The 21387-nt window shown below is 46.8% G+C and carries 23 protein-coding genes; 20 read left to right on the forward strand and 3 right to left on the reverse strand.

Annotation, left to right across the window (positions count from 1 at the left end; all coding sequences use genetic code 11):
- Nucleotides 1-173: 173 nt before the first annotated feature.
- From FTT64_RS11335 to FTT64_RS11360, 6 genes are all read left to right on the forward strand, one after another.
- On the forward strand, nucleotides 174-1151 hold the full coding sequence (locus tag FTT64_RS11335) for an acyl-CoA dehydrogenase (protein WP_168396995.1): 978 nt from the start codon (nucleotides 174-176) through the stop codon (nucleotides 1149-1151).
- Complete coding sequence (locus tag FTT64_RS11340) at nucleotides 1139-1933, forward strand: PIG-L deacetylase family protein (RefSeq protein ID WP_180182399.1); 795 nt, start codon at nucleotides 1139-1141, stop codon at nucleotides 1931-1933. The genes FTT64_RS11335 and FTT64_RS11340 overlap by 13 nt, the downstream gene beginning before the upstream one ends.
- Nucleotides 1914-2528 (forward strand): SAM-dependent methyltransferase, encoded by a 615-nt coding sequence (locus FTT64_RS11345; RefSeq protein ID WP_168396994.1) that lies wholly within the window; start codon nucleotides 1914-1916, stop codon nucleotides 2526-2528. The genes FTT64_RS11340 and FTT64_RS11345 overlap by 20 nt, the downstream gene beginning before the upstream one ends.
- Nucleotides 2525-3205, forward strand: a complete 681-nt coding sequence (locus FTT64_RS11350) for a glycosyltransferase family 2 protein (RefSeq protein ID WP_168396993.1) — start codon at nucleotides 2525-2527, stop codon at nucleotides 3203-3205. Before FTT64_RS11345 ends, FTT64_RS11350 begins: the two co-directional genes overlap by 4 nt.
- Before the next feature lie 172 nt (nucleotides 3206-3377).
- On the forward strand, nucleotides 3378-4502 hold the full coding sequence (locus FTT64_RS11355; protein WP_016659829.1) for an NADH:flavin oxidoreductase/NADH oxidase: 1125 nt from the start codon (nucleotides 3378-3380) through the stop codon (nucleotides 4500-4502).
- A gap of 59 nt (nucleotides 4503-4561) precedes the next feature.
- Entirely contained in the window at nucleotides 4562-5497 is a 936-nt protein-coding gene (locus FTT64_RS11360; protein ID WP_127800821.1) for an AEC family transporter, read from the forward strand.
- Between the two features lie 59 nt (nucleotides 5498-5556).
- Here FTT64_RS11360 and FTT64_RS11365 read toward each other — a convergent pair whose 3' ends face one another.
- Complete coding sequence (locus FTT64_RS11365) at nucleotides 5557-6369, reverse strand: tetratricopeptide repeat protein (RefSeq protein WP_005175859.1); 813 nt, start codon at nucleotides 6367-6369, stop codon at nucleotides 5557-5559.
- 276 nt (nucleotides 6370-6645) lie between these two features.
- Nucleotides 6646-7371 (reverse strand): folate-binding protein YgfZ, encoded by a 726-nt coding sequence (locus tag FTT64_RS11370; protein ID WP_127800823.1) that lies wholly within the window; start codon nucleotides 7369-7371, stop codon nucleotides 6646-6648.
- Between the two features lie 254 nt (nucleotides 7372-7625).
- On the opposite strand from FTT64_RS11370, the gene acnD reads away from it, so the two are divergent.
- The 14 genes from acnD (at nucleotide 7626) to FTT64_RS11440 (ending at nucleotide 20119) form a co-directional block, all read left to right on the forward strand.
- Nucleotides 7626-10232, forward strand: a complete 2607-nt coding sequence (gene acnD, locus FTT64_RS11375; RefSeq protein ID WP_127800825.1) for a Fe/S-dependent 2-methylisocitrate dehydratase AcnD — start codon at nucleotides 7626-7628, stop codon at nucleotides 10230-10232.
- A gap of 476 nt (nucleotides 10233-10708) precedes the next feature.
- Entirely contained in the window at nucleotides 10709-11050 is a 342-nt protein-coding gene (locus FTT64_RS11380; RefSeq protein ID WP_127800841.1) for a hypothetical protein, read from the forward strand.
- 355 nt (nucleotides 11051-11405) lie between these two features.
- Nucleotides 11406-11549, forward strand: a complete 144-nt coding sequence (locus FTT64_RS11385; protein ID WP_075167893.1) for a zinc ribbon-containing protein — start codon at nucleotides 11406-11408, stop codon at nucleotides 11547-11549.
- 286 nt (nucleotides 11550-11835) lie between these two features.
- Nucleotides 11836-12057 (forward strand): hypothetical protein, encoded by a 222-nt coding sequence (locus tag FTT64_RS11390; RefSeq protein ID WP_075167930.1) that lies wholly within the window; start codon nucleotides 11836-11838, stop codon nucleotides 12055-12057.
- Between the two features lie 99 nt (nucleotides 12058-12156).
- On the forward strand, nucleotides 12157-12417 hold the full coding sequence (locus FTT64_RS11395) for a hypothetical protein (RefSeq protein WP_168396992.1): 261 nt from the start codon (nucleotides 12157-12159) through the stop codon (nucleotides 12415-12417).
- Between the two features lie 574 nt (nucleotides 12418-12991).
- Nucleotides 12992-13390, forward strand: coding sequence for a VOC family protein (locus tag FTT64_RS11400; RefSeq protein ID WP_104471981.1), 399 nt, complete (start codon nucleotides 12992-12994; stop codon nucleotides 13388-13390).
- Between the two features lie 533 nt (nucleotides 13391-13923).
- Nucleotides 13924-14589 carry a pseudouridine synthase gene (locus FTT64_RS11405; RefSeq protein ID WP_168396991.1) on the forward strand — a complete coding sequence of 222 codons (666 nt, stop codon included), beginning with the start codon at nucleotides 13924-13926 and terminating at the stop codon, nucleotides 14587-14589.
- Nucleotides 14590-14753: 164 nt separating this feature from the next.
- Nucleotides 14754-15134, forward strand: coding sequence for a ribonuclease E inhibitor RraB (locus FTT64_RS11410; RefSeq protein ID WP_016659844.1), 381 nt, complete (start codon nucleotides 14754-14756; stop codon nucleotides 15132-15134).
- 133 nt (nucleotides 15135-15267) lie between these two features.
- Complete coding sequence (locus FTT64_RS11415) at nucleotides 15268-15714, forward strand: SRPBCC family protein (protein WP_168396990.1); 447 nt, start codon at nucleotides 15268-15270, stop codon at nucleotides 15712-15714.
- Between the two features lie 4 nt (nucleotides 15715-15718).
- Entirely contained in the window at nucleotides 15719-16075 is a 357-nt protein-coding gene (locus tag FTT64_RS11420; protein WP_127800831.1) for a DUF488 domain-containing protein, read from the forward strand.
- 110 nt (nucleotides 16076-16185) lie between these two features.
- Entirely contained in the window at nucleotides 16186-16530 is a 345-nt protein-coding gene (locus FTT64_RS11425; protein ID WP_016659847.1) for a zinc ribbon domain-containing protein YjdM, read from the forward strand.
- Between the two features lie 94 nt (nucleotides 16531-16624).
- Nucleotides 16625-16990, forward strand: a complete 366-nt coding sequence (locus tag FTT64_RS11430; RefSeq protein WP_127800833.1) for a 5-carboxymethyl-2-hydroxymuconate Delta-isomerase — start codon at nucleotides 16625-16627, stop codon at nucleotides 16988-16990.
- 180 nt (nucleotides 16991-17170) lie between these two features.
- Complete coding sequence (locus FTT64_RS11435; RefSeq protein ID WP_180182400.1) at nucleotides 17171-19636, forward strand: AI-2E family transporter; 2466 nt, start codon at nucleotides 17171-17173, stop codon at nucleotides 19634-19636.
- Between the two features lie 78 nt (nucleotides 19637-19714).
- Nucleotides 19715-20119 carry an NUDIX hydrolase gene (locus FTT64_RS11440; protein WP_127800837.1) on the forward strand — a complete coding sequence of 135 codons (405 nt, stop codon included), beginning with the start codon at nucleotides 19715-19717 and terminating at the stop codon, nucleotides 20117-20119.
- An 82-nt stretch (nucleotides 20120-20201) separates the two neighbouring features.
- On the opposite strand, the gene FTT64_RS11445 is transcribed toward FTT64_RS11440, so the two are convergent.
- A complete protein-coding gene (locus FTT64_RS11445) occupies nucleotides 20202-21146 on the reverse strand; it encodes a tRNA-dihydrouridine synthase (RefSeq protein ID WP_180182401.1) in 945 nt (314 codons plus the stop codon).
- Nucleotides 21147-21387 lie beyond the last annotated feature (241 nt).

A 21387-nucleotide genomic window follows, 5' to 3' on the forward strand; every position in this document is an offset into this window, starting at 1 on the left:
TTTATCTGCCCAGCCACGTGCTAAATCTAAACAGGGTCATCAGTTAAAAACATCAACATCGCCGTACCGTGACTGCAAGTTTGGCTACTCATGCCCGTTTGTGGTCACTGTGCTGGCAATGATGACAACCGGATAGATTGAGAACAATTATATATTTGGAATATAGAACCACTATGGACCAGATTCTGGCTGAATTTGAACAGCAGACAGCGCCTACCGCCGAAGATTACGTCACCACACTACGCCGTTTGCTGGCAGTATCACCTGAATTTCCTCATCCGGGCAGGGGGCAAACCCTGCTGCGCTGGCAACTGCTGGCCAAAGTTGCGGCCACCGATTTAACTTTGGTGAAATGGCTGGAATCACATTTCGATGCGCTGAGTATTTTAAACGAACTACAGATTCAGTCCGTTCCGGCGGGCTGGTGGGCAGTCTGGGCCGCGGAAGGCCATCCACAACCTGTACAGTATGAGCAGGGCTATTGTTCCGGTTATAAGGCTTGGTGCTCGGCGGCATATGCGGTGGATTTTGGTTTAATGACTTATCGCGGTGCAGATGGCCAGTCACAATTATTGATGGTCGAGATGCAGCAGCCTTCAATCCAAGTAGATGATAGCAGTTGGCAAGCCATCGGTATGCAGCAGACGGCCACAGCAACTGTTCATTTTCAGCACACTCCAGCCACACGCATTGCACAACCCGGAGATTATCTGAATCGGCCGGGCTTCTGGCATGGTGCAGCCGGTGTTGCGGCCTGCTGGTATGGTGCTACAGTACGTCTGGCTGAATATTTACAGCAGCATGTGCAGCAGAAAACCCATGCCTATCATGAATTGTATTTGGGCGAAATCAGTACCCGACTGGCCGTGACACGACAGTTTTTTACCCATGTGGCTGCCCAGATAGATGCAGCGCCGGCACACAGCCATGAACTGATCATCCGGATGTTACGCGCCCAAGTTGAGGATACTGCGCTATTGGTACTGGAAAAGGTCGGAAAAGCGCTAGGCGCACGACCTTTTTGCGAGCAGGCACATTTTGCCCGGTTGGCTGCCGACTTGCCGGTATTTTTGCGCCAGAGTCATGCTGCTTTTGATCTGGCTGCAATTGGCCGCTTATCGCTACAGGAGGGGCAAACATGGCAACTCTGATCGATCCGGTAGTCGGTGACCGGAAAATCTATGGTAGCGGTACCGATCAGGCGCAGTGGCTCAATTGGTCTGGACTGACCGGGCTGCCGGATTTGAATCTGACGCAGCACTTTCCTGAGCGTGGCCGGGTACTAATTTTCGCGCCACATCCCGATGATGAAATTCTCGGTTGTGCGGGTCTGATGCAGCAACTGGCCGCGGCAGGGCGTGAACTGCTGCTGGTTGCAGTAACCAATGGTACCGGCAGCCATCCTCGGTCAAAACGTTATAGCGTTGAGCAGCTGAATGTGCTGCGGCCACAAGAAAGTCTGAATGCCTTGGCGGTGCTGGGACTGGAACATAAGGTCCAGCGCATTGCCCTGAACATTGCAGATGGCCAGGTGATGCAGGCTGAATCCGAACTGTTGCAGCAGCTACAAAACTGGGTGCAGCCTGAGGATATTCTGGTGACCACCTTCGCTCAAGATGGCCATCCCGATCATGAAGCCACCGGACGGGTGGTGCAGCATTGGGCCAGACAGCACCGGCAGCGCTGTTATCAGGTGCTGATTTGGGCCTGGCATTGGGCCATACCGGCAGATGCACGGATTCCCTGGGCGCAGGCACGAAAACTCCGTTTAACTGCACAGCAGCTGGCTTTAAAACAGCAGGCGATTCAATGTTTTAAAACTCAGATCGAGGCTGATGACACTATTCACCAGCCGCCAATTGTATCGGCAAAAACTATTTCACGACTCTTAATCCCGTACGAGGTCTATATTGATGCGACTGAACACGGATGACTATTTTGACCAGCTGTACCAGGACAATGATGATCCCTGGCACTATCAGCAGCACTGGTATGAGCAGCGTAAACGGCAGCTGTGTCTGGCGGCCTTGCCGCAGGCGCGGTTTCAGCGGGTACTGGAAATTGGCTGCAGCAATGGCATCTTCAGTGAATTGCTGGCTCCGCGTTGTCAGCAGCTCATCTGTGTAGATGCCAACCGTCGTGCGGTTGAACTGGCACAGGCCCGTCTGGCGAGGTTTGCGCATGTGCAGGTGCGGCAACAACGTGTCCCTGAAACCCATCTGGCGCTGGAAAATGATAGTCTATTTGATCTGATTATTCTCAGTGAAGTGGCCTATTACCTGCGTCCGGCCGAATTAGTGCAGCTAATGCAGCAGCTGCAGCAGTGTTTAAGTGCAGACGGTACGCTGCTGGCCTGTCACTGGCGTTACCCGATTGCAGGCTTTGAGCTGAATGGCGATCAGGTACATGCCTGTTTAAGGCAACACTTGGTGCTGCATCATTATTTGCAGATGAATGATCCGGATTTTCTGCTCGATCTCTGGACTCAAGATGCACAATCTGTGGCTGCGCGGGAGGGACTGATATGAGGATGGCGGTGGTGGTGCCTGCCTATAACGAAGCCGAAACGCTGGGCGCCTGTCTGGCGGCTATTCAGCAGGCCATTGCACAATTACCGCCCGTTGTGTCTGAAGTAAAGGTGCTGGTGGTGCTGGACAGTTGTGATGATCAGTCTGTTGAAATTGTACAACAGGCCGGAATCGACTACTTGTGTTGTGAAGTACGCTGTGTTGGTAAGGCACGGGATTTGGGCGTGCGCGCCATGATTGCCAAAGGTGCTGACTGGATTGCCTGTACCGATGCCGATACCCAGGTCGATGCGCAGTGGTTATCTGCACAATATGCCCATCAGCCGGCAGCACTGATTTGTGGCGTGGTTGAAATTAAAGACTGGTCGCCTTTATCTGCGGCCGCCCGGCAGAAATATCTGCGCCATTATCAGGACAAAATGGACCATCGGCATGTGCATGGGGCCAATCTCAGTTTTTCTGCTGCGGCCTATTTAAAAGCCGGTGGTTTTCAGGCCAGCAGTTGTCATGAAGATGTGCAGCTGGTCGAGCAGATGCAGTGCTTAAACTTGCCAATTGTCTGGAGCAACCAGGTACGGGTCACCACCAGCAGTCGTCTGGACAGCCGGGTCAGTGATGGTTTTGCTGCCTATTTAAACCGGCTGGAACAGGCTTGTCGCGCTGCGTCTGACGTGTGAGCGATTGTGAAAAAATGGCTGTCATCGGGCTGACAAAAACACAGCGTATTTTGATCAACACCACAGTTTAATTCGGTTACATAAAGCGGTAAAAATAAACAGCTTTTAGCCAATTCGGCCGTCTATCTCGGTTAGAATAATTTTCATGAAAATCATAAGGCAGGATCGCCCCATGGCATTATTATTTGAACCTATCCATTTTGGCACGCTTGAATTAGACAACAGAATTATTATTGCCCCCATGTGCCAATATTCGGCCAATGACAAAGGCGAGCTCAGCTATTGGCATGAGCAGCAATGGGCCAACTATGCCTTGTCGGGTGCCGGTTTATGTATTATTGAAGCCACGGCGGTGCAGCCAGAAGGGCGGATCAGCTATGCCGATTTAGGCCTGTGGAATGATTTGCAGCGTGCGCAGATGAAAGCCTTGCTGGCCAAAGTCAAAACCTTGTCACCAATGCCATTTGCAGTGCAGCTGGCGCATGCTGGACGTAAGGCATCTACCGATAAACCGTGGCTGGGCAAAGACCAGTTTGCGCCGGATCATGCCCAGGGCTGGCAAACCGTATCGGCCAGTAATTTGCCGTTTAACCCGACCGATCATGCCCCCCATGCACTAAGTCTGAATGAAATTGAACAGGTAATTGCCGACTTTGCCAGTGCTGCGGTGCGTGCAGTGGATGCTGGCTTTGATTTAATTGAAATTCATGCTGCCCATGGCTATCTGCTACATCAGTTTATGTCGCCATTATCCAATGTCCGCGATGATGAATATGGCGGCAGTTTTGAAAACCGGATTCGTTTAACCCTGGAGGTGTTCCAGGCCATGAAACAGGTGGTGCCAGAAGGTTATCCGATTGGGGTGCGTCTGTCTGCTACCGACTGGATGGATGCGCAGGGCGGCTGGAATATCCAGTCTACGGTTGGGGTGGCCAAAGCGCTGGAACAGTTGGGTGCGGCTTATATTCATGTGTCCAGTGCCGGTCTGCATGCCCAGCAGAGTATCGAGATCGGGCCAAGCTATCAGGTGCCTTTTGCTCATGCCATTAAACAGGCGGTGCACCGTATTCCGGTGATTTCAGTGGGCCTGATTACCGAAGCGGTGCAGGCTGAAGAAATTCTGCAAAATCAGTATGCAGATGCCATTGGACTGGCACGAGCGATGCTTTATGATCCACGTTGGCCGTGGCATGCCGCCGCTGAACTGGGCGGGCAGATTGCCATCGCGCCGCAATACTTGCGCTGTCAGCCGCATGGTTTAAAAGATTTGTTCCATCCATTTCCTGTTCAGGAATAAGCAACAGCAGCATCAGGGATGATGCGTTTTAGATCTCGCTCTAGAGAAGGAAGGCACTTTTGTTGCTGAATATTTTACTGCCCTTGGTGGCAGTACTGGCGCTGGGCTATAGCAGCGTACGTACCAATTTTCTGGCGGCCACGCATATTCAGGCCCTGAGCCAGTTTGTGATGAAGGTTTCACTGCCAGCCTTTTTACTGTATGCCCTGGCCAGTAAAGACCTGGCCGAAATCTGGCATCCCGGTTATTTTATTGGTTATGGGCTGGGCTCGCTGATCATGTTTTTTCTGGCGCTAGCCATTTATAAAACCTATTTCCGGCATAGCCTGACCCATGCCAGTGTACTGTCGATGGGCGCGTCGATGTCCAATACCGGTTTTATTGGCACGGCTATTTTAACCCTGCTGATTGGCAGTCATTCCGCCATTTATCTGTCATTAACTCTAATTATTGAAAACCTGATTATTGTGGCGATGGTGCTGTTTCTGGCCGAAGCCGGTTTGCAAAAGCAAAACCATCATCTTTCGGCGTTATATCTGAAAACCTTAAAAAGTCTGCTAAAAAATCCGGTGATTCTGTCGATTATTGCCGGGATGGCCTGTGTCTTGCTTAATTTAAAACTGCCGGACAGTATCAATCAGATTCTGGAGATGCTCGGCAAAACTGCATCGCCGTTGGCTTTATTTGTGATTGGCGGCAGTCTGGTCGGAATGCAGCTGCATTCGGTTAATCTGCAAAGTGTGTTGCTGGTCGGGATGAAAGTCCTGCTGATGCCGCTGGTTATTTTCACCTTGTTGTGGAGTCTGCCCAATGTCAGCTCGGAAATGCTGTTTGTCGGCACCTTGCTGGCGGCACTGCCGATGCCAGTGGCCTTTGGGATTTTTGGCCAGAACTATGGCCTGAATGAACAGGCACTCCAGCCTTTAATTATGAGTACGGTATTGGGTTTAATTGGGGTGGCTTTCTGGTTAAGTCAGTCATCGTATTTTCTTTAAATCCTCATGTGGCCCAAATAAAAAAAGCCCGATCATCGGGCTTTTTGCGGTCAGGCGCATTAGCTTTTCTTGGCTGCTGCTTTTGGTGGATTCTTGGCTTGATCGGCAATCATCTTGTCCACCACAGCCAGCGATTCTTTGGCTTGCGGGACATTTTCCTTGGCCAGGGCAGAGAAAATCTTTTTCGCTTCTGGCAGGTTTTGCGGCACGATGTTGCCATTGGTAAACATATTGCCGACTGCCATCAGCGCTGGAATATAGCCTTTTTGTGCTAAATCCTGAATACTCTTTAAGCCTTGCTGAATGGGTGCTTCATTTTTGTTTTTAAAGCCCAGGCTAATGTCATATAAGGCTTTGGCATGAATGGCCTGATTGTTGCCTTTTTTAATGAGGGGTTCCAGTAATTGCAGGCCTTTTTTATCTGAATCGGCTTTGTTTTCAGAGAAATACACCACCGCTAAATCAATGGTGGCATCATGAAAGCCTTGTGATGAAGCTTTTTGCAGATACTGTTTAGCTTTATTGGTATCCTGTTTTAGACCCAAAGTGCCGGTCAGATGGTTTTTACCGAGTACATAATTCGCCACCGGATAGCCTTTTTTCGCGGCCTGCTCATATAGCTCGATGGCTTTCTTTTCATTTTTGGCCGTACCTTGGCCGGTTTGGGTCAAATAACCCAGATTATAAATCGCTTGCGGATTACCGGTTTTGGCCAGTTTGTCTAATTCCTGATAGGCACCGCTCAGGTTGTTGGCTTTGACCATGGCTTCAATTTTGGCGAAAGCCGGATCGGTCGGAATACTGTTATTGCTGTTGGCGAGGGTAAATTGTGTCGAAAGGGCAACCAGACTTGCCAAAATCAGTTTTTTCATCGTTGTATAAAACCTTGTATCAATGACCACATAATTCCATTTATGTGTGGGGAATAAATTGTCACTCATCATCATAAGATGAAATCAAAGAATGTAAATATAGATGTATCGGAATCCGGTAATTTTTTCAAACCACGTAGGAACAATAATAAAAAAATCCTGAATTTAAGGATTGCTTCAATTTGTAAATCAGTCTCGTTTTTTTGACGGATAAAAAAACAACCCAAGTTACACGTGTCACTTGGGCTGTTTTTCATAGATCTGCTAGTGACACGCTTAATTTTGCGGCCGCGCCACATCACCGCTTAAAGCTTCAGGTAAATCCAGAACCGTTACATCCATCTCGGCTAAGGCATCCGGTTTTGCTACCACCAAAGCTTGATAACCGCTATCAATAGCCAGGCTATTCACTACTTCTACATCATTGTTCAGTTTGCTGGCGATAGCCGGAGCATCGCCTGTACCTTGAATCAGATGCAGCCAGTGTTTTGGCTTGGCTTTAAACCATAAACGGGCAATCACTTCCTGACCCAAATAACAGCCTTTGTCATAATGAATGCCTTCACGCTGATGCAGGCGCAGTTCCTGTGGCTGGAACAGTTCCGCGGTGCTGGCCTGAATCCAGGCCTGACCACTTTCAAGCGCCTTTAATTGCCATGCTTGAATATCCTGTTCAGTACTTGTGAACAGGGTGTTTAGACCGTTTACGACCGGATAAACCTGACCGGCTTCTTCCAGTTTCATTTTCGAGAAAGCACCAAACTTTTTAATGTGTTTGGCAAAGTCTTCAGCTTGATCGGCTGTTACTACAATTTCAAACTGTTCAGCATTCTGTTTGGTCAGCCATAAACCAAACAGAATACGGCCTTTCAGGCTACAAATTGCAGTATAACGGGTTTCGGTTTGCGGCAGTTTTTCGACATCTACCGTGACTTGACCTTGTAAGAATTTTTGCGCATCTACACCGTTTAAAGTGAATGCAGAGAAAGTCAGATTACTCATGTTCTAATCTCGAAACCGTATCTAATACTAAAGAATGAGGTTAATTTTGCGCTATTTTTCAAAAAAAATCATATTTCTGGCCAGAATTTTCTACTAGATGTAACCAAATTTTTCAAAAATGTATTATTTTTAACTTAAGTTTATGAAATATATGAAATTTGGGAAATAGGCTTCGGGCAGCGTACAATGCCAAGCAGCATGAATGTTAAACAACAAAACTTTGAAAGAAGAAGTCAGAACAAGGCAGGTACGCTATGAATAACAACTACCGTAAACCGCTGCAAGGCACCCCGCTAGAATATTATGATGTGCGACAAGCCGTTGAAGATATTCAGCCAGGCGCATATGCCAAACTTCCTTATACCTCCAAAGTGCTGGCCGAGCAGTTGGTGCGTCGTTGTGATCCAGCCATTTTAGAGCAGTCCTTACGCCAGCTGATTGAACGCAAGCAGGAGCATGATTTTCCATGGTATCCAGCACGTGTAGTCTGTCATGATATTTTGGGGCAAACGGCACTGGTCGATCTTGCCGGTCTGCGTGATGCCATTGCCGATCAGGGCGGTGATCCATCCAAAGTCAATCCGGTGGTGCCAACCCAGCTGATTGTCGATCACTCACTGGCGGTGGAATACGGTGGATTTGATCCGGATGCATTTGAGAAAAACCGTGCAGTCGAAGACCGTCGTAATGAAGACCGTTTCCATTTTATTGAATGGACCAAAACAGCCTTTAAAAATGTCGATGTGATTCCGGCAGGCAACGGCATCATGCATCAAATTAACCTGGAAAAAATGTCACCGGTAATTCAAAACCGTGATGGCGTAGCATTCCCGGATACCTGCGTGGGTACAGACTCGCATACCCCGCATACCGATGCGCTAGGCGTGATTTCAGTCGGTGTGGGTGGCTTAGAAGCTGAAAACGTGATGCTTGGCCGTGCTTCTTGGATGCGTCTGCCGGACATTATTGGGGTGGAATTGGTTGGTCAGCGTCAGCCGGGCATTACTGCAACAGATATCGTCTTGGCGTTAACTGAATTCCTGCGTAAAGAACGTGTGGTCGGTGCCTATTTAGAGTTCTTTGGTGAAGGTGCGGACAGCATGTCAGTGGGTGATCGTGCCACCATCTCCAACATGACCCCTGAATATGGCGCAACCGCGGCGATGTTCTATATCGATCAGAACACCATTGATTATTTGACTCTGACCGGTCGTGAGCCTGAACAAGTCAAACTGGTTGAAACCTATGCCAAAGAAATTGGGCTTTGGGCATCTGACATGACACAGGCGGAATATCCACGTGTGCTGCGTTTCGACTTATCAACGGTAACCCGTAATATTGCAGGGCCATCCAATCCACATGCACGTGTATCCACAAGTGACTTAAAAGAAAAAGGCATTGCCGGTATTGTTGAACAGCGTACCGATGGTTTGATGCCAGATGGTGCCATCATCATTGCCGCGATTACCTCATGTACCAATACCTCAAACCCACGTAATACTGTGGCAGCAGGTTTGCTGGCACGTAAAGCCAATGAGCTCGGTCTTGTGCGTAAACCTTGGGTGAAATCGTCATTTGCACCGGGGTCTAAAGCAGCTGCGCTGTATTTGGAAGAAGCGGGTGTACTGAAAGACTTAGAAAAACTCGGTTTTGGCATCGTCGCTTATGCATGTACGACTTGTAACGGGATGTCAGGCGCGCTTGATCCAAAGATTCAGCAGGAAATTATTGACCGTGACCTGTATGCGACTGCGGTGCTGTCGGGCAACCGTAACTTTGATGGTCGTATTCATCCTTATGCAAAACAGGCTTTCCTGGCATCTCCACCACTCGTGGTTGCCTATGCAATTGCCGGTACCATCCGTTTTGACATCGAAAAAGATGCGTTGGGCACCGACCAGAACGGTAATCCAATTTATCTGAAAGACATTTGGCCGTCGGATGAAGAAATTGATGCACTGGTCAAAACTTCGGTGAAGCCTGAGCAGTTCCAGAAAGTTTATATTCCAATGTTTGACTTGGGTGAAGTGGAGCAGGCGGCAAGTCCGCTGTATGACTGGCGTCCGCAAAGTACTTATATTCGCCGTCCACCATATTGGGAAGGCGCGCTGGCTGCACCGCGTACTTTGGCCAATATGCGTCCGCTGGCAATTTTGGGCGATAACATCACCACCGATCATTTATCTCCATCGAATGCAATTATTCTGGATTCGGCGGCAGGTGAATATCTGGCGAAAATGGGCTTGCCTGAGGAAGATTTTAACTCCTATGCCACCCACCGCGGTGATCACTTGACGGCACAACGTGCAACGCTGGCCAACCCGAAATTGTTTAATGAAATGGTGGTACGTTCTGACGGTACCATTAAGCAAGGTTCCAAAGCGCGTGTCGAGCCTGAAGGCGAAGTAATGCGGATGTGGGAAGCGATTGAAACCTACATGAATCGTAAACAGCCGCTGATTATTGTTGCCGGTAAAGACTACGGCCAAGGCTCAAGCCGTGACTGGGCGGCTAAAGGTGTACGCCTTGCTGGTGTTGAAGCGATTGTGGCAGAAGGTTTTGAGCGTATTCACCGGACTAACCTGGTTGGGATGGGTGTGTTACCGCTTGAGTTTAAGCCGGGCACAGACCGTAAAACTTTAGGTTTGGATGGTACAGAACTGTATAGCGTGATTGGTAATATCGCGCCACGTTCGACGTTGACTTTGGTGATTGAGCGTTCCACCGCTGATGGTAAAAATCAGATTCTGGAAGTGCCAGTAACCTGTCGTTTAGATACCGAAGAAGAAGTATCTGTATATGAGGCGGGCGGTGTATTGCAACGCTTTGCGCAGGACTTCTTGGAAGGGAATGTGGCTTAATTATTAAATGAATCCTCCCCAACCCTCCTTTAAGAAAGGAGGGAGTTTCTCTTTTTTTCTTATGCCATGTATGGCTCAGGGTTAGGGGGAGATTAAAGTTATTGAAATTGTTTAAAAACGCTCTAATGTACATTGGGGCGTTTTTTATTGGTGCTTACAGAGAAGATTCGAAGGAGGTTTTAAGATTGAATTAAAAAGTGGACTTCTGTCATACGTCCAGTGGTCGATATTAAGGCTGATTCCCTATTCATTATTCAAAATATATTAAAGGTTGAATGCGATTTAGAATTTATTAGAAATATATAAAACTAAATTTAAAATAATTAAAAAAATAAATAAATTCAATAAATTAATTGAATTTTTTAATTGAAAAGTGTGGTTTGTTTTCTTTTTGTAATTTGCAATAGCGTTTTTGTAAAAATGCAATTGATGAGGGGTTTATGGGAAAATTAACTGCTGTAATTTTAGCGAGTGTTATGTTGTTTATGACAGGCTGTGCCACGATGTTTAATGGTTCAACACAGACTGTAAATATTCGTAGTAATGATGAATTAGCCAAGCTATATGTAAATGAAGAGTATATGGGCCAGCGTAGTGCTGTTTATACTTTTAAGAAGAAAGAAAATTATGTAATTAAGGCAGAAAAACCAGGCTGCCAAACCACGAGCATCACACCTCAAAAGACATTTGACCCAACCACCTTATTAGGCATTCTGGTCGACTGGGGCATTATCTCAATTCTTGTTGTTGATGGTGCTGCGATAGGGGCATGGCAGAAATTCAGTCAAACCAATTTTGTTATCGATCCTAATTGCTAAATTGGTTTAAAAAATATCCAATTTTTGAATGGGATATTTTTTTATAGAAGACAGATTTGCAGACTTATAGGTATTACGGGAGATAAATAAGCGTTTATAGAATTAGAAATATATTTTAAAAATTAAATAAGAATAAAAAATCTTTTCCTGATTGCGGGATTTAATACCAAATTAATTAGCATCTACAACTCAAATTGGAAAAATTTCTTATTAAATTTCTATAAAGCCAGCTTAATTTTCTATCAAAATTATCCTTCGCCCAAACGCCATCATCACTCGTCGAAATGGACAATAGACAATCATCACAGATTGGTTATACTGAATAGACCATTTCTAAATCATACGGAGAACAAAGATGGTAACTGCAGGCGACAAGCCAGGAACAGGCTTCTATTTTTGTGTCCAATGCGGACATCGCGTTTACTTAGAAATTGGTACAGACCGTTTACCCCCGTGTACCAAATGCCAAGGCAATCAATTTAACAATAAGAATGCCTAAGCAACAGCACTCAAACAGTTACCCTCTGTTTTGAATGAAAGCCCTATCACACGATAGGGCTTTTTAATGGGATCAATCAAAAATGCTGAATTTTCGCGGTGTTAGAACAGTTGAAGCCCTACAAAAAGAAAACGCAAAATCGAGATACAAATTAGTTGGATTTAAGGCTCTATCTTATTGAAAAGGAATAATAAAAATTAAGGTGTTTATTGTTTGGTTTTTGTTTGAAAAATAGCCATTAATCCTCATATGGAATAAGACATATAGCATATTTCAGGTGCAGTCTTTGCAACATTATCTTGATCTTAACCATGACTCTGGCGTGGCCAATTATGAAATTGGTCATGAGTTTATTCGGGTTCAGTTCCGTAAAAATAGCAGGGTCTATACTTATAGCTATGCCAGCGCCGGTGTGCAGCATGTCGAGAATATGAAACAGCTGGCCCAATATGGCGATGGGCTGAATGCCTATATCAACCGTTATACTCGCTGGCTGTATTTAAAATAAATAACTGGCCTGTTTTTTGCTTCATGATGCTTCCTAGGAGCGCCACATCCACTTTCGGGTGGATGCTGGTTTTAAAGAAAAATCATCAGGAGCAAAGCCATGTCAAACTCTCAAGCTGCCGATTCTTATACTCAATTGCCGGTCAAGGCGCATCTGCTGGCGGGTTGGTCGTTACTGCTGGTGCTGTTTGGTGGTGCCATTGGGGTGGTTTATGCCGTGCTGGCTTACATGCTGAATATCAAAATTTATCAATCGACCTTATCTAAACTGAATAAAGTCTTGGCCAATTTGCTCTGTGGCATGTCAGCCTTAAGTGGCTGGTGGTTTAGCGCCCAGCTCATTCAAGGGCAGTTATTTTAAACAGCTCACCTCTCAAGATTAAAGATCTGTGATGTCCTGAACCGGGCAGAATAATTTATGCCTGAATATTCCAGAAAAATACGGAATCATGAAAAAGAATCATGATTATGGCAGCTTGAAAATAAAAAATTCTATCTAAACCGTTTGATGTGAGAAAAAATATCAAAAAGATGAAAAAACATCGAAGCTTAGGAAAACAATCCCATCCGCTTTTGACTATTCTATTGCTCAAGGGTGAAAGGGGATCGAAAAGAGTAGATTGCTACCAGTAACGTATCACGTGCGTGTAGTACTTACCCACAAGGTCTCGATTCGGCTTAGGACGCTATAGATCAGAAGTTTATAGGCAAAAAGTTAGAACTTACCAAGTTTTAATGGTTGAAGTATTTCCCGCTCCCTTAAAAATAAAAATTTCAACATCTCTATTCTTCTTTATCTTTTTGTTATTCCTATTTCACTATATTCGTTTAAATCACCTTCATTTTCCTTTCAGTTATCGCAACTTTATTTGCCAGAATCTTACAGGATACTGAAAGCAGCTACGCTATAAAAATAAAAACTACCGAGCAGAACAATGAAAATTTATGTCACCAGTCTTATAGTCGATGATCAGGAAAAAGCCTTGCAGTTTTATACTCAGATACTTGGTTTTCGGCTAAAACAGGATGTCCCGGTGGGTGAATATCGCTGGTTGACGCTGGTTTCTCCCGAGCAGCCAGATGGTGTTGAGCTGCTACTAGAACCGGATGTGCATCCCGCAGCGAAAGCCTTTAAAGCCGCGATTAAGGCAGATGGTATTGCTTATACCTCATTTCAGGTCAACGATCTTGAGGCAGAATATCAGCGTTTACTCGCGCTAGGTGTGGTTTTTACTCAAGCACCGATGCTGGCTGGCAATGTGAAAATTGCCGTGCTGGAAGATGGCTGCGGTAATTTAATTCAACTGATGCAGCCGCTGCCTGAGTCATCATAATCACTTAGATAAATTCTCTTAAAATCGCCATTTTCTGCAAAATAAAATGAATAATTTAACCTAGTGTATAAAAATTTCTTGTGATTAAGCTTTATTAGGGAAAATTTCCTGAAAATATTTTAAATTGACTGATCTTCGGAAAACAATTTCGGCAGGCTTTGACTACTATATCTCTCAAGGGTGTGACGGGATCGAAAAGAGTAGCATGCTGTCAGCGGCGCAAAACGCGAGTGCAGTACTCACCCAAAAGGTCTCGATTCGGCTTAGGACGCTATAGATTAGAAGTTTATAGGCTATAAGATCATGACGTACAACGTGATGATAGTTGAAGTAAACAGCAAGTTTTCCCTGACACCCTAAAAATTCCGTGCATGACCAGAACAACAAACTATAAAAATCAAACTCGAAAAACCAGAGAATAAAAACTATTTCTCTCCAGTAGCTTCCAGATTAAATATCTATCTTCTCAATAGATTGACAGCAGATTGGCCGCTTGATATTTTGCCCGCTTTCGACTCCCAGGCCGTACCGTCATGCCTTTAAACGACAACTTTGTATATTGCCCGCCGCAAGAGCCTCTGGTCCTGGTCTATGAAGATGATGATCTGGTGGTGATTGAAAAGCCAGCAGGTTTGCTGTCGGTGCCGGGGCGGTTGCCGGAGCATCAGGACAGTGCCTATTTACGCGTGTTGGCGCGTTATCCACAGGCCAAAATTACCCATCGTTTAGATATGGCCACCTCGGGTATTCTGATGTTTGCCAAACATCGAGATGCAGAAGTAGCAGTGAGTAAAATGTTTCAGGCGCGCACCGTGACCAAGCACTATATTGCACTGGTACAGGGCAAACTCGACGGTGAGGGCAAAGTCGAAGTGCCCTTAATTACCGACTGGGAAAACCGGCCGCGTCAGATGGTGCATTTTGAACTGGGCAAGCCGGCACAAACTTTATATCAGGGACTGGACTATAATGCCGAGATGGACATCAGCCGGGTATTGCTGACCCCAATTACCGGACGTTCACACCAGCTACGCGTGCATATGCAGTATATCGGCCATCCAATTACCGGCGATAAGCTGTATCATCCGGAACCTGCGCGCAGTGCCCTAAAACGCATGGCCTTACATGCCAGTTATCTGGCTTTTACCCAGCCTTTAAGCGGTACCGCGGTTGAAATTCGTGGACAGGTACCGTTTTAAGCAGTTGATCTGATTTTGAGTGCGCCCCCCAAAACAGGGGATTGCCGATCCGGATAGAGATCAGGATGATAGAACAGAAAAAAATTAAGTGCTCTATCTCGGAACTGCAACAAAATTAGGGTAAGCTGACCAGTAGAACAACAACACAGAACAAGGACAAAATGATGTCACGCGATTATGAACAATTTCCAGATGACGACAACGGCAACGTACTTTGGCAAATGCATGAAGATGGTGATGATCTGGACGAGGCACATGAAATTGAATATTCAATTGCTTTTACCGACCAGGAACAGGCTGAACGTTGTGCTTTATTTCTGTTAAATGAAGAACAAAAAATCTCTTTATTTCAGGATGATGATTCTGGTGTGACCGAATGGATTATTACCATTTATGTTTATATGGAACCGGCCTATGCCGATATTGTTGATTTAGAAGAATGGTTCACCAAAATCGCCAACCAGTTCCAGGGTGAATATGATGGCTGGGGCTGCATGGCCTATGTCTATGATGATGAAGACGAAGAAGAAAACTATCCGGTTTAACCCCATTTTCTAGTACAAAAAAGCATGCCGGAGCGCATGCTTTTTTGCTTTACGCTCGCTTCAACTAAAGTCATACACAGGCCCAGGGCAGAAGGCGTAGACTGAAAATTATTCGCTGTCAACAGGTGATGTCATGCAACACAGCGTACAGTTACACCGTATATTTCAGGCGCCGTTATCACGGGTGTATCGGGCCTTTGTCGATCCGCATGCCCTGGTCAAATGGATGGCATCACATGGCTTTACCGTGCAGATTGAACAGTTTGAACCCGTGGTCAACGGTCAATATAAAATTGCCTTTTGTAATTTGAGCACGGGCAAATGCCACGGTTTTCACGGGCAGTATCTGGAAGTGATTCCCGAGCAGCGACTGCGTTATCAGGATGAGTTTGATAGCCCAGATTTACCCGGACTGATTCAGGTCACGATTGAGTTTAAGGCGGTATCGGTCGGAACCGAAGTCTGGATTCAGCAGGACAATCTGCCCGATGCCATTCCCGTCGATGGCTGTTATTTGGGCTGGCAGGAATGTCTGGATTTACTCAGCCTGCTGGTGACCCCTGACATTCCGGATGAGTAAAACCATGCCCATTGCTACCAAACGTATTTATCAGGCTGTAAGCAAACAGGACGGCCCCCGGATTCTGCTGGACCGGATCTGGCCGCGCGGGATCAAAAAAGCCGATGCCCAGATTGACCTGTGGCCGAAGGATTTAACCCCCTCGACCGAACTGCGTAAATGGTTTCATGAAGATATTGAGCAGCACTGGCCGGAGTTTCAGCAGCGTTATCGGCAAGAATTGCAGCAGCATTTGGATGCGGTGGAGGAAATCCGGCAACTGGCGCAGAAGGGACCAATTACCCTGTTAACCGCAGCAGAAAACGAACAGCATAATCATCTGCAGGTGTTTAAACAGCTGCTGGAACACCAAGGTAAATAACGCAAATACTGTTATTAATCCCTAAACAGGATAGGGATTTTAACGTGATGAAAAATATAAATGTTATAGTAGACCTTTATATTTTTTATTTTGCTCGTTTCGAGGTTTTTATGTCTTTACCGAATTGCCCAAAATGCCAGTCCGAATATACCTATCAAGATGGTGACTTGCTAATTTGTCCTGAATGCGCACATGAATGGAAAGAAGGGGAGCAGGCAGAAGCCGAGGCCGGCGCCATCATTAAAGATGCCAATGGCAATGTACTGGCTGATGGCGATACCGTGACGGTGATTAAAGACCTGAAAATTAAAGGTTCATCTTCTGTGGTGAAAGTGGGTACCAAAGTGAAAAATATCCGCCTATTGCCAGAAGCATCAGATGGTCATGATATTGACTGTAAAGTAGATGGTATTGGCGCAATTAAACTGAAATCGGAATATGTGAAAAAAGCATAATCGCACTGTTTCTCTTGGGTTTTATCTTGTTTTGAAGCAGGGTAAAACCCTGAATTTTTTAAGATCACATCTGCACCATGTCGGGAGAAGGCTGATGCCACATATCCATCTTGAATATTCAGATCACCTGCACGCGCTTGAAATGAAGCCCTTGCTCAGTCGTATCAACCGGACGCTGGTCGAGAATGGCCTGTTTGGTAATGCCTCTGATATTAAAAGTCGCGCCATCTGCCAGCAGGACTATGTGATTGGACTGGATGAAAGCGCACAGGCCTATGTGCATGCCAAAATCTCGATTTTAAAAGGCCGTAGCACCGCCCTAAAGCAGGAAATTTCCCGGACCGTGCTGGAGGTGTTGCAGGATTATCTGCCGCCACAGAATGAATTGACGCTGCAACTGTGTGTCGAAATTCTGGAAATGGACCCGGATATTTACAGCAAAGCCATCATTCGTCCTTAATATTTTTCTCTTGCAATGGCACAGTTGTGTATGTGCCATTTTGCTGCTTTAAATACTTTCCCATCTTCATCTACTGTACTGTTTCTTGCTGAAATTAGGCGTTTTTTTACAGGAATCTATTTGAAATAAATAACCGAAGCTCGTACATAATAAATAAAGAGCAACAGGATGTGCCCAGCCATGCGAAAACAGAACAATAAACCGGGTCTGCTCCAGCCAGAAGCGCAGCCAACGCGTCCCCATCACTGGAAGCCGGAAAAATCTGCCGCCAGTTGGGTCAAGCGGGATATTGAAACCCAGAATATTGTCCGGGTGATGGCCGGTTTTGTGATTAGCGCGGTGATTATTGCGGCGCTGTATTTTGGTCAGGATGTGCTGATTCCGCTGGCACTGGCTATTTTGCTGGCATTTTTGCTGGAACCGCTGGTGTCACGGTTAAAAAAATGGGGACTGCCACAGCTGCCGTCGATTGCCATTGTTATGATTTTCACCATTAGTGTGCTGGCTGGACTGGGCAGTTATCTGGGTTTTCAGCTCAAAGATTTAAGTCAAGAATTACCGCAATATCAGGACACCATTCAGCAAAAACTGAATACGGTGAAATCGCTAACCTCTGGCCCTAGTGCCTGGGATGGGGCCAAAACCACTTTCGATACGGTGGAAAGCTCGTTTGAAGGCATCAATCAGGTCGAGCAGGAAAAGGGTGTGCAGAATGTCAAGGTGGTCGGACTGGAGCAAAGTCCTTCCGATGCCGCCATGGAGTGGGGCAGCAAGATTTTAAGCCCGATTGCCACCATTGGTATCGTATTTTTATTTGTGGTGCTGATTTTAATTAGCCGTAAAGATCTGCATGACCGCTTGTTGCGTCTGCTTGGCGGTAATTTGAATATTGGTACCGATGTGCTGGATGAAGCCGGCCAGCGCATTGGTACCTATTTGCGCATGCAATTGCTGGTCAATGTCACCTATGGCATTCCGATGGCAGCCGGACTGTGGTTTATTGGCGTGCCTGCGGCCATCATGTGGGGCATGCTGGCGGTGGTGCTGCGCTTTGTGCCTTATGTCGGCCCGATCATTTCTGCGGTGTTCCCGTTAACGCTGGCCTTTGCGGTGGATCCAGGCTGGAATATGTTCCTCTGGACGCTGGGCCTGATTCTGCTGCTGGAGCTGATCAGTAATAACATCATTGAGCCGTGGTTATATGGCGAAAGTACCGGCCTGACTACCTTGTCGATTATTCTGGCTGCCACCTTCTGGACCTTAATCTGGGGACCAATTGGTCTGATTTTATCAACACCGTTAACGGCCTGTTTGCTGGTGCTGTCGCACTATATTCCGGCGTTGGGCTTTGTCAAAGTGTTAATTGGCAGTGACCCGGTGCTGTCACCGCCCGAACGTTTTTATCAGCGTTTGGTGGCCGATGAAGTACATGATGCGCTGGATGTGGCTAATGCATATATCCAGCAGGAGCTGCCGAAAAAAACGAATGAAGAAGCGCTGGTCCGGAAAATCAATAATTTCTATGATGAAGTGGCGATTCCTGCGATTTGCCTGTTTTCGCAGGTCCATAATACCGAGGCCAGCGCCGAACACCGTTTGCGCATGCATCAGGGTTTAAAACGGTTTAATCATGAATTTCAGCAGCAATATCCGCTACAGACCGAACTGAACAACCCCAAAGTCATGTGTCTGGGGGCACGTTGGGAGGTGGATGTGCTGGCCTCTGCCATGCTGGCCCATGGTCTGAACCTGAAAAAGATTGCCGCCTGTAGCCATGCCGATGCCTTGATTCAATCGCGCTCGGATGTGTTGAGTGCCGTGCCGGAATCGACCGACATCATCTGTATCACTATTTTTCATCAGCAACCGATGGCGCAAATCCGCCTGTTGAACCACCGGATACGTACACTAAAACCGCAGATCAAACTGGTGTTTGCTTTGCTGGGCAATCAGTCGACGCATTTGCGTGATGAGATTGAGCGTCTGTTTCAGCCTGAAGCTGTGGTGAATAGTGTGAATGAACTGATGCTGAATATGGATATGCTGCTGATGGCACAAGGGGAAAACCCGGCGGCGGCACTGATGCATGACAATGAGGCTGAACGTTTACAAGCTTTGCATGAACTGGATTTATTGCAGCCGGAACTACTGCCAATTTACAGCCAGTATATTGAAGAAGCACGGCAGGCCTTTGATGTGAAATATGCCCAGATTTCGCTGGTCGATGCCGGGCAGGTGCATACTCCGGCCAGTCCGCTGGCAGAAGCGGTAGAGTCGCCGATCCACGCAGCGCAGCGCCGTGAGGAGTCGATTTGTACCCATCTGGTTTATCAGAATGAAGCGCTGGTCATTGAAGATATTCAGCGTGATCCACGCTTCCGGCAGTATCCTCATCTGGCCAGACAGAAAATCCGTTTTTATGCCGGGGTGCCAATTCAAAGTAAACAGGGCTTGGCCATAGGCAGCTTATGTATTCTGGACAAGCAGGTGCGGCAGATGTCTGAAGAAGATCTGGATTTGCTGAAAGCACTGGCGCTGGATTTACAGGAGACCTTAAGCAGTGAGCGATTACGCAAACAGAAGCTGGAGGAAATCCAGCGTTTGGGCCAGGCCGATTTAAGTCAGGCCGTGGTGACAGATTCCTAATGATTGCATCCTTGTCCACATACGGCTGTTTGCATCTGGCCGTTAGGTTATCGTTTAAAACTAGGGGAGAGCAGTTCGTTGGCCTTTCATGATTTTTATCGCTTAAGTTCGCATGCGGTAATTTGTAATGCCCAGCAGCAGGTGCTGTTACTTAAAGCTACCTATGCCGATCAGGCCTGGGGCTTACCGGGCGGTGCGCTGGATATGGGGGAAACCATCCATGAGGCCTTAATCCGGGAATGTCAGGAAGAAATTGGCTGTCAGGTGCAGGTGGCATATTTATCGGGTGTGTATTTTCATGCAGCGGTGCAATCCCATGCTTTTATTTTTCGCTGTCATGTACCGGAAGATGCACAGATTCAGTTAAGTGATGAACATGATGAATATCGCTGGTTTGATCTGGCGCAACTGGCGCCGGTACAGCGGACTCGGGTGGAGGATTGTCTGAATTTTCAGGGCAATGTCATCAGCCGGAGTTTTTAAGCTGCGGCTTGCAAGATGATTACACAAAAGTGATCAAACAGTTGTTAGACAAGCCCTGTAAACAGCCGCGACAATGTTTGGCTCAGGGTACTGCGTGTTGCGAGGCTTGCAGGGTGGCAATAATCTCATCCAGCTTTTTGATGCGTTTAACCTCATCCCACAGCGCTTTGGCTTCCGGATAATGCTTTGACATCATGCCCAGCCATTGTTTATAACGCCCCAGCATACCAATTTCGGTTTTGGCTGGACCGTGAATAAAGCGGATTTGCAAATCAAGCAGATCTTGCCAGCTCAGTAAGGGTGCATCAGAGTTCTGGCGGATACATTGGGTGAGGTCAGGGGTGGTGACGGCACCACGACCAATCATTAAATCTTCACAGCCCGATTCTAACTGGCATTGTTTGGCATCGGCATTGGTCCAGATTTCCCCATTGGCAATCACATTAATCTTCAAGGCTTCACGAATCGGGGCCAGCTGATCCCAAAAGGCTGGTGGGGTATAACCATCGGCTTTGGTGCGCGCATGGACCGTGACCCAGGAGGCGCCTGCATCTTCAATGGCATGGGCATTGTCCAGCATGAAGTTGCGATCCATATAGCCTAAGCGCATTTTGGCAGAAACCGGAATATGTGCCGGCACGGCATCGCGCACGGCTTTGACCAGTTCATGTACCACTTCCGGTTCATCTAGCAGAACCGAACCGCCACGATGACGGTTTACGGTTTTGGCCGGACAACCAAAGTTCAGGTCAATGGCTGGTGCGCCCATGGCTGCAACTTTGACCGCATTGGCAGCCAGCATGTCCGGGTTGTTGCCTAGAAACTGCACATGTACCGGAGTGCCAGCCACAGTTTTACCGCCGTGCAATAATTCCGGGCAATAGCTGTGATAGATATGATCGGGCAGGATTGAGTCGGTGACCCGAATAAACTCAGTCACACACCAGTCGAAGCTGCCGACAGACGTGAGGACATCACGCATGATCGGATCGGTTAAGCCTTCCATGGGTGCAAGCACAAGTTTCAACGCGTTCACCTGTTAATTTGAAAAACGGTGTTATACGTTTTTTTTACCGAGATGTCTAGGAAAAGGTCTTTGAAGTATTGTGGAGTGAGCTAAGGCTTAGCCTTTATTGTAAGCCCAAAGTAGAAATGTCCTACCTAATAACCAAATAGAAATGTCCTATATGGACATTTCCAAGTCAAGCACAGGATTTAGATTTCGTTCTTGAATTGCTGTTTTCTGTGCACGTCTGCTTGGCATCTTT

This window comes from Acinetobacter sp. Q186-3, assembly GCF_013420655.1.
GTDB lineage: Bacteria > Pseudomonadota > Gammaproteobacteria > Pseudomonadales > Moraxellaceae > Acinetobacter > Acinetobacter indicus.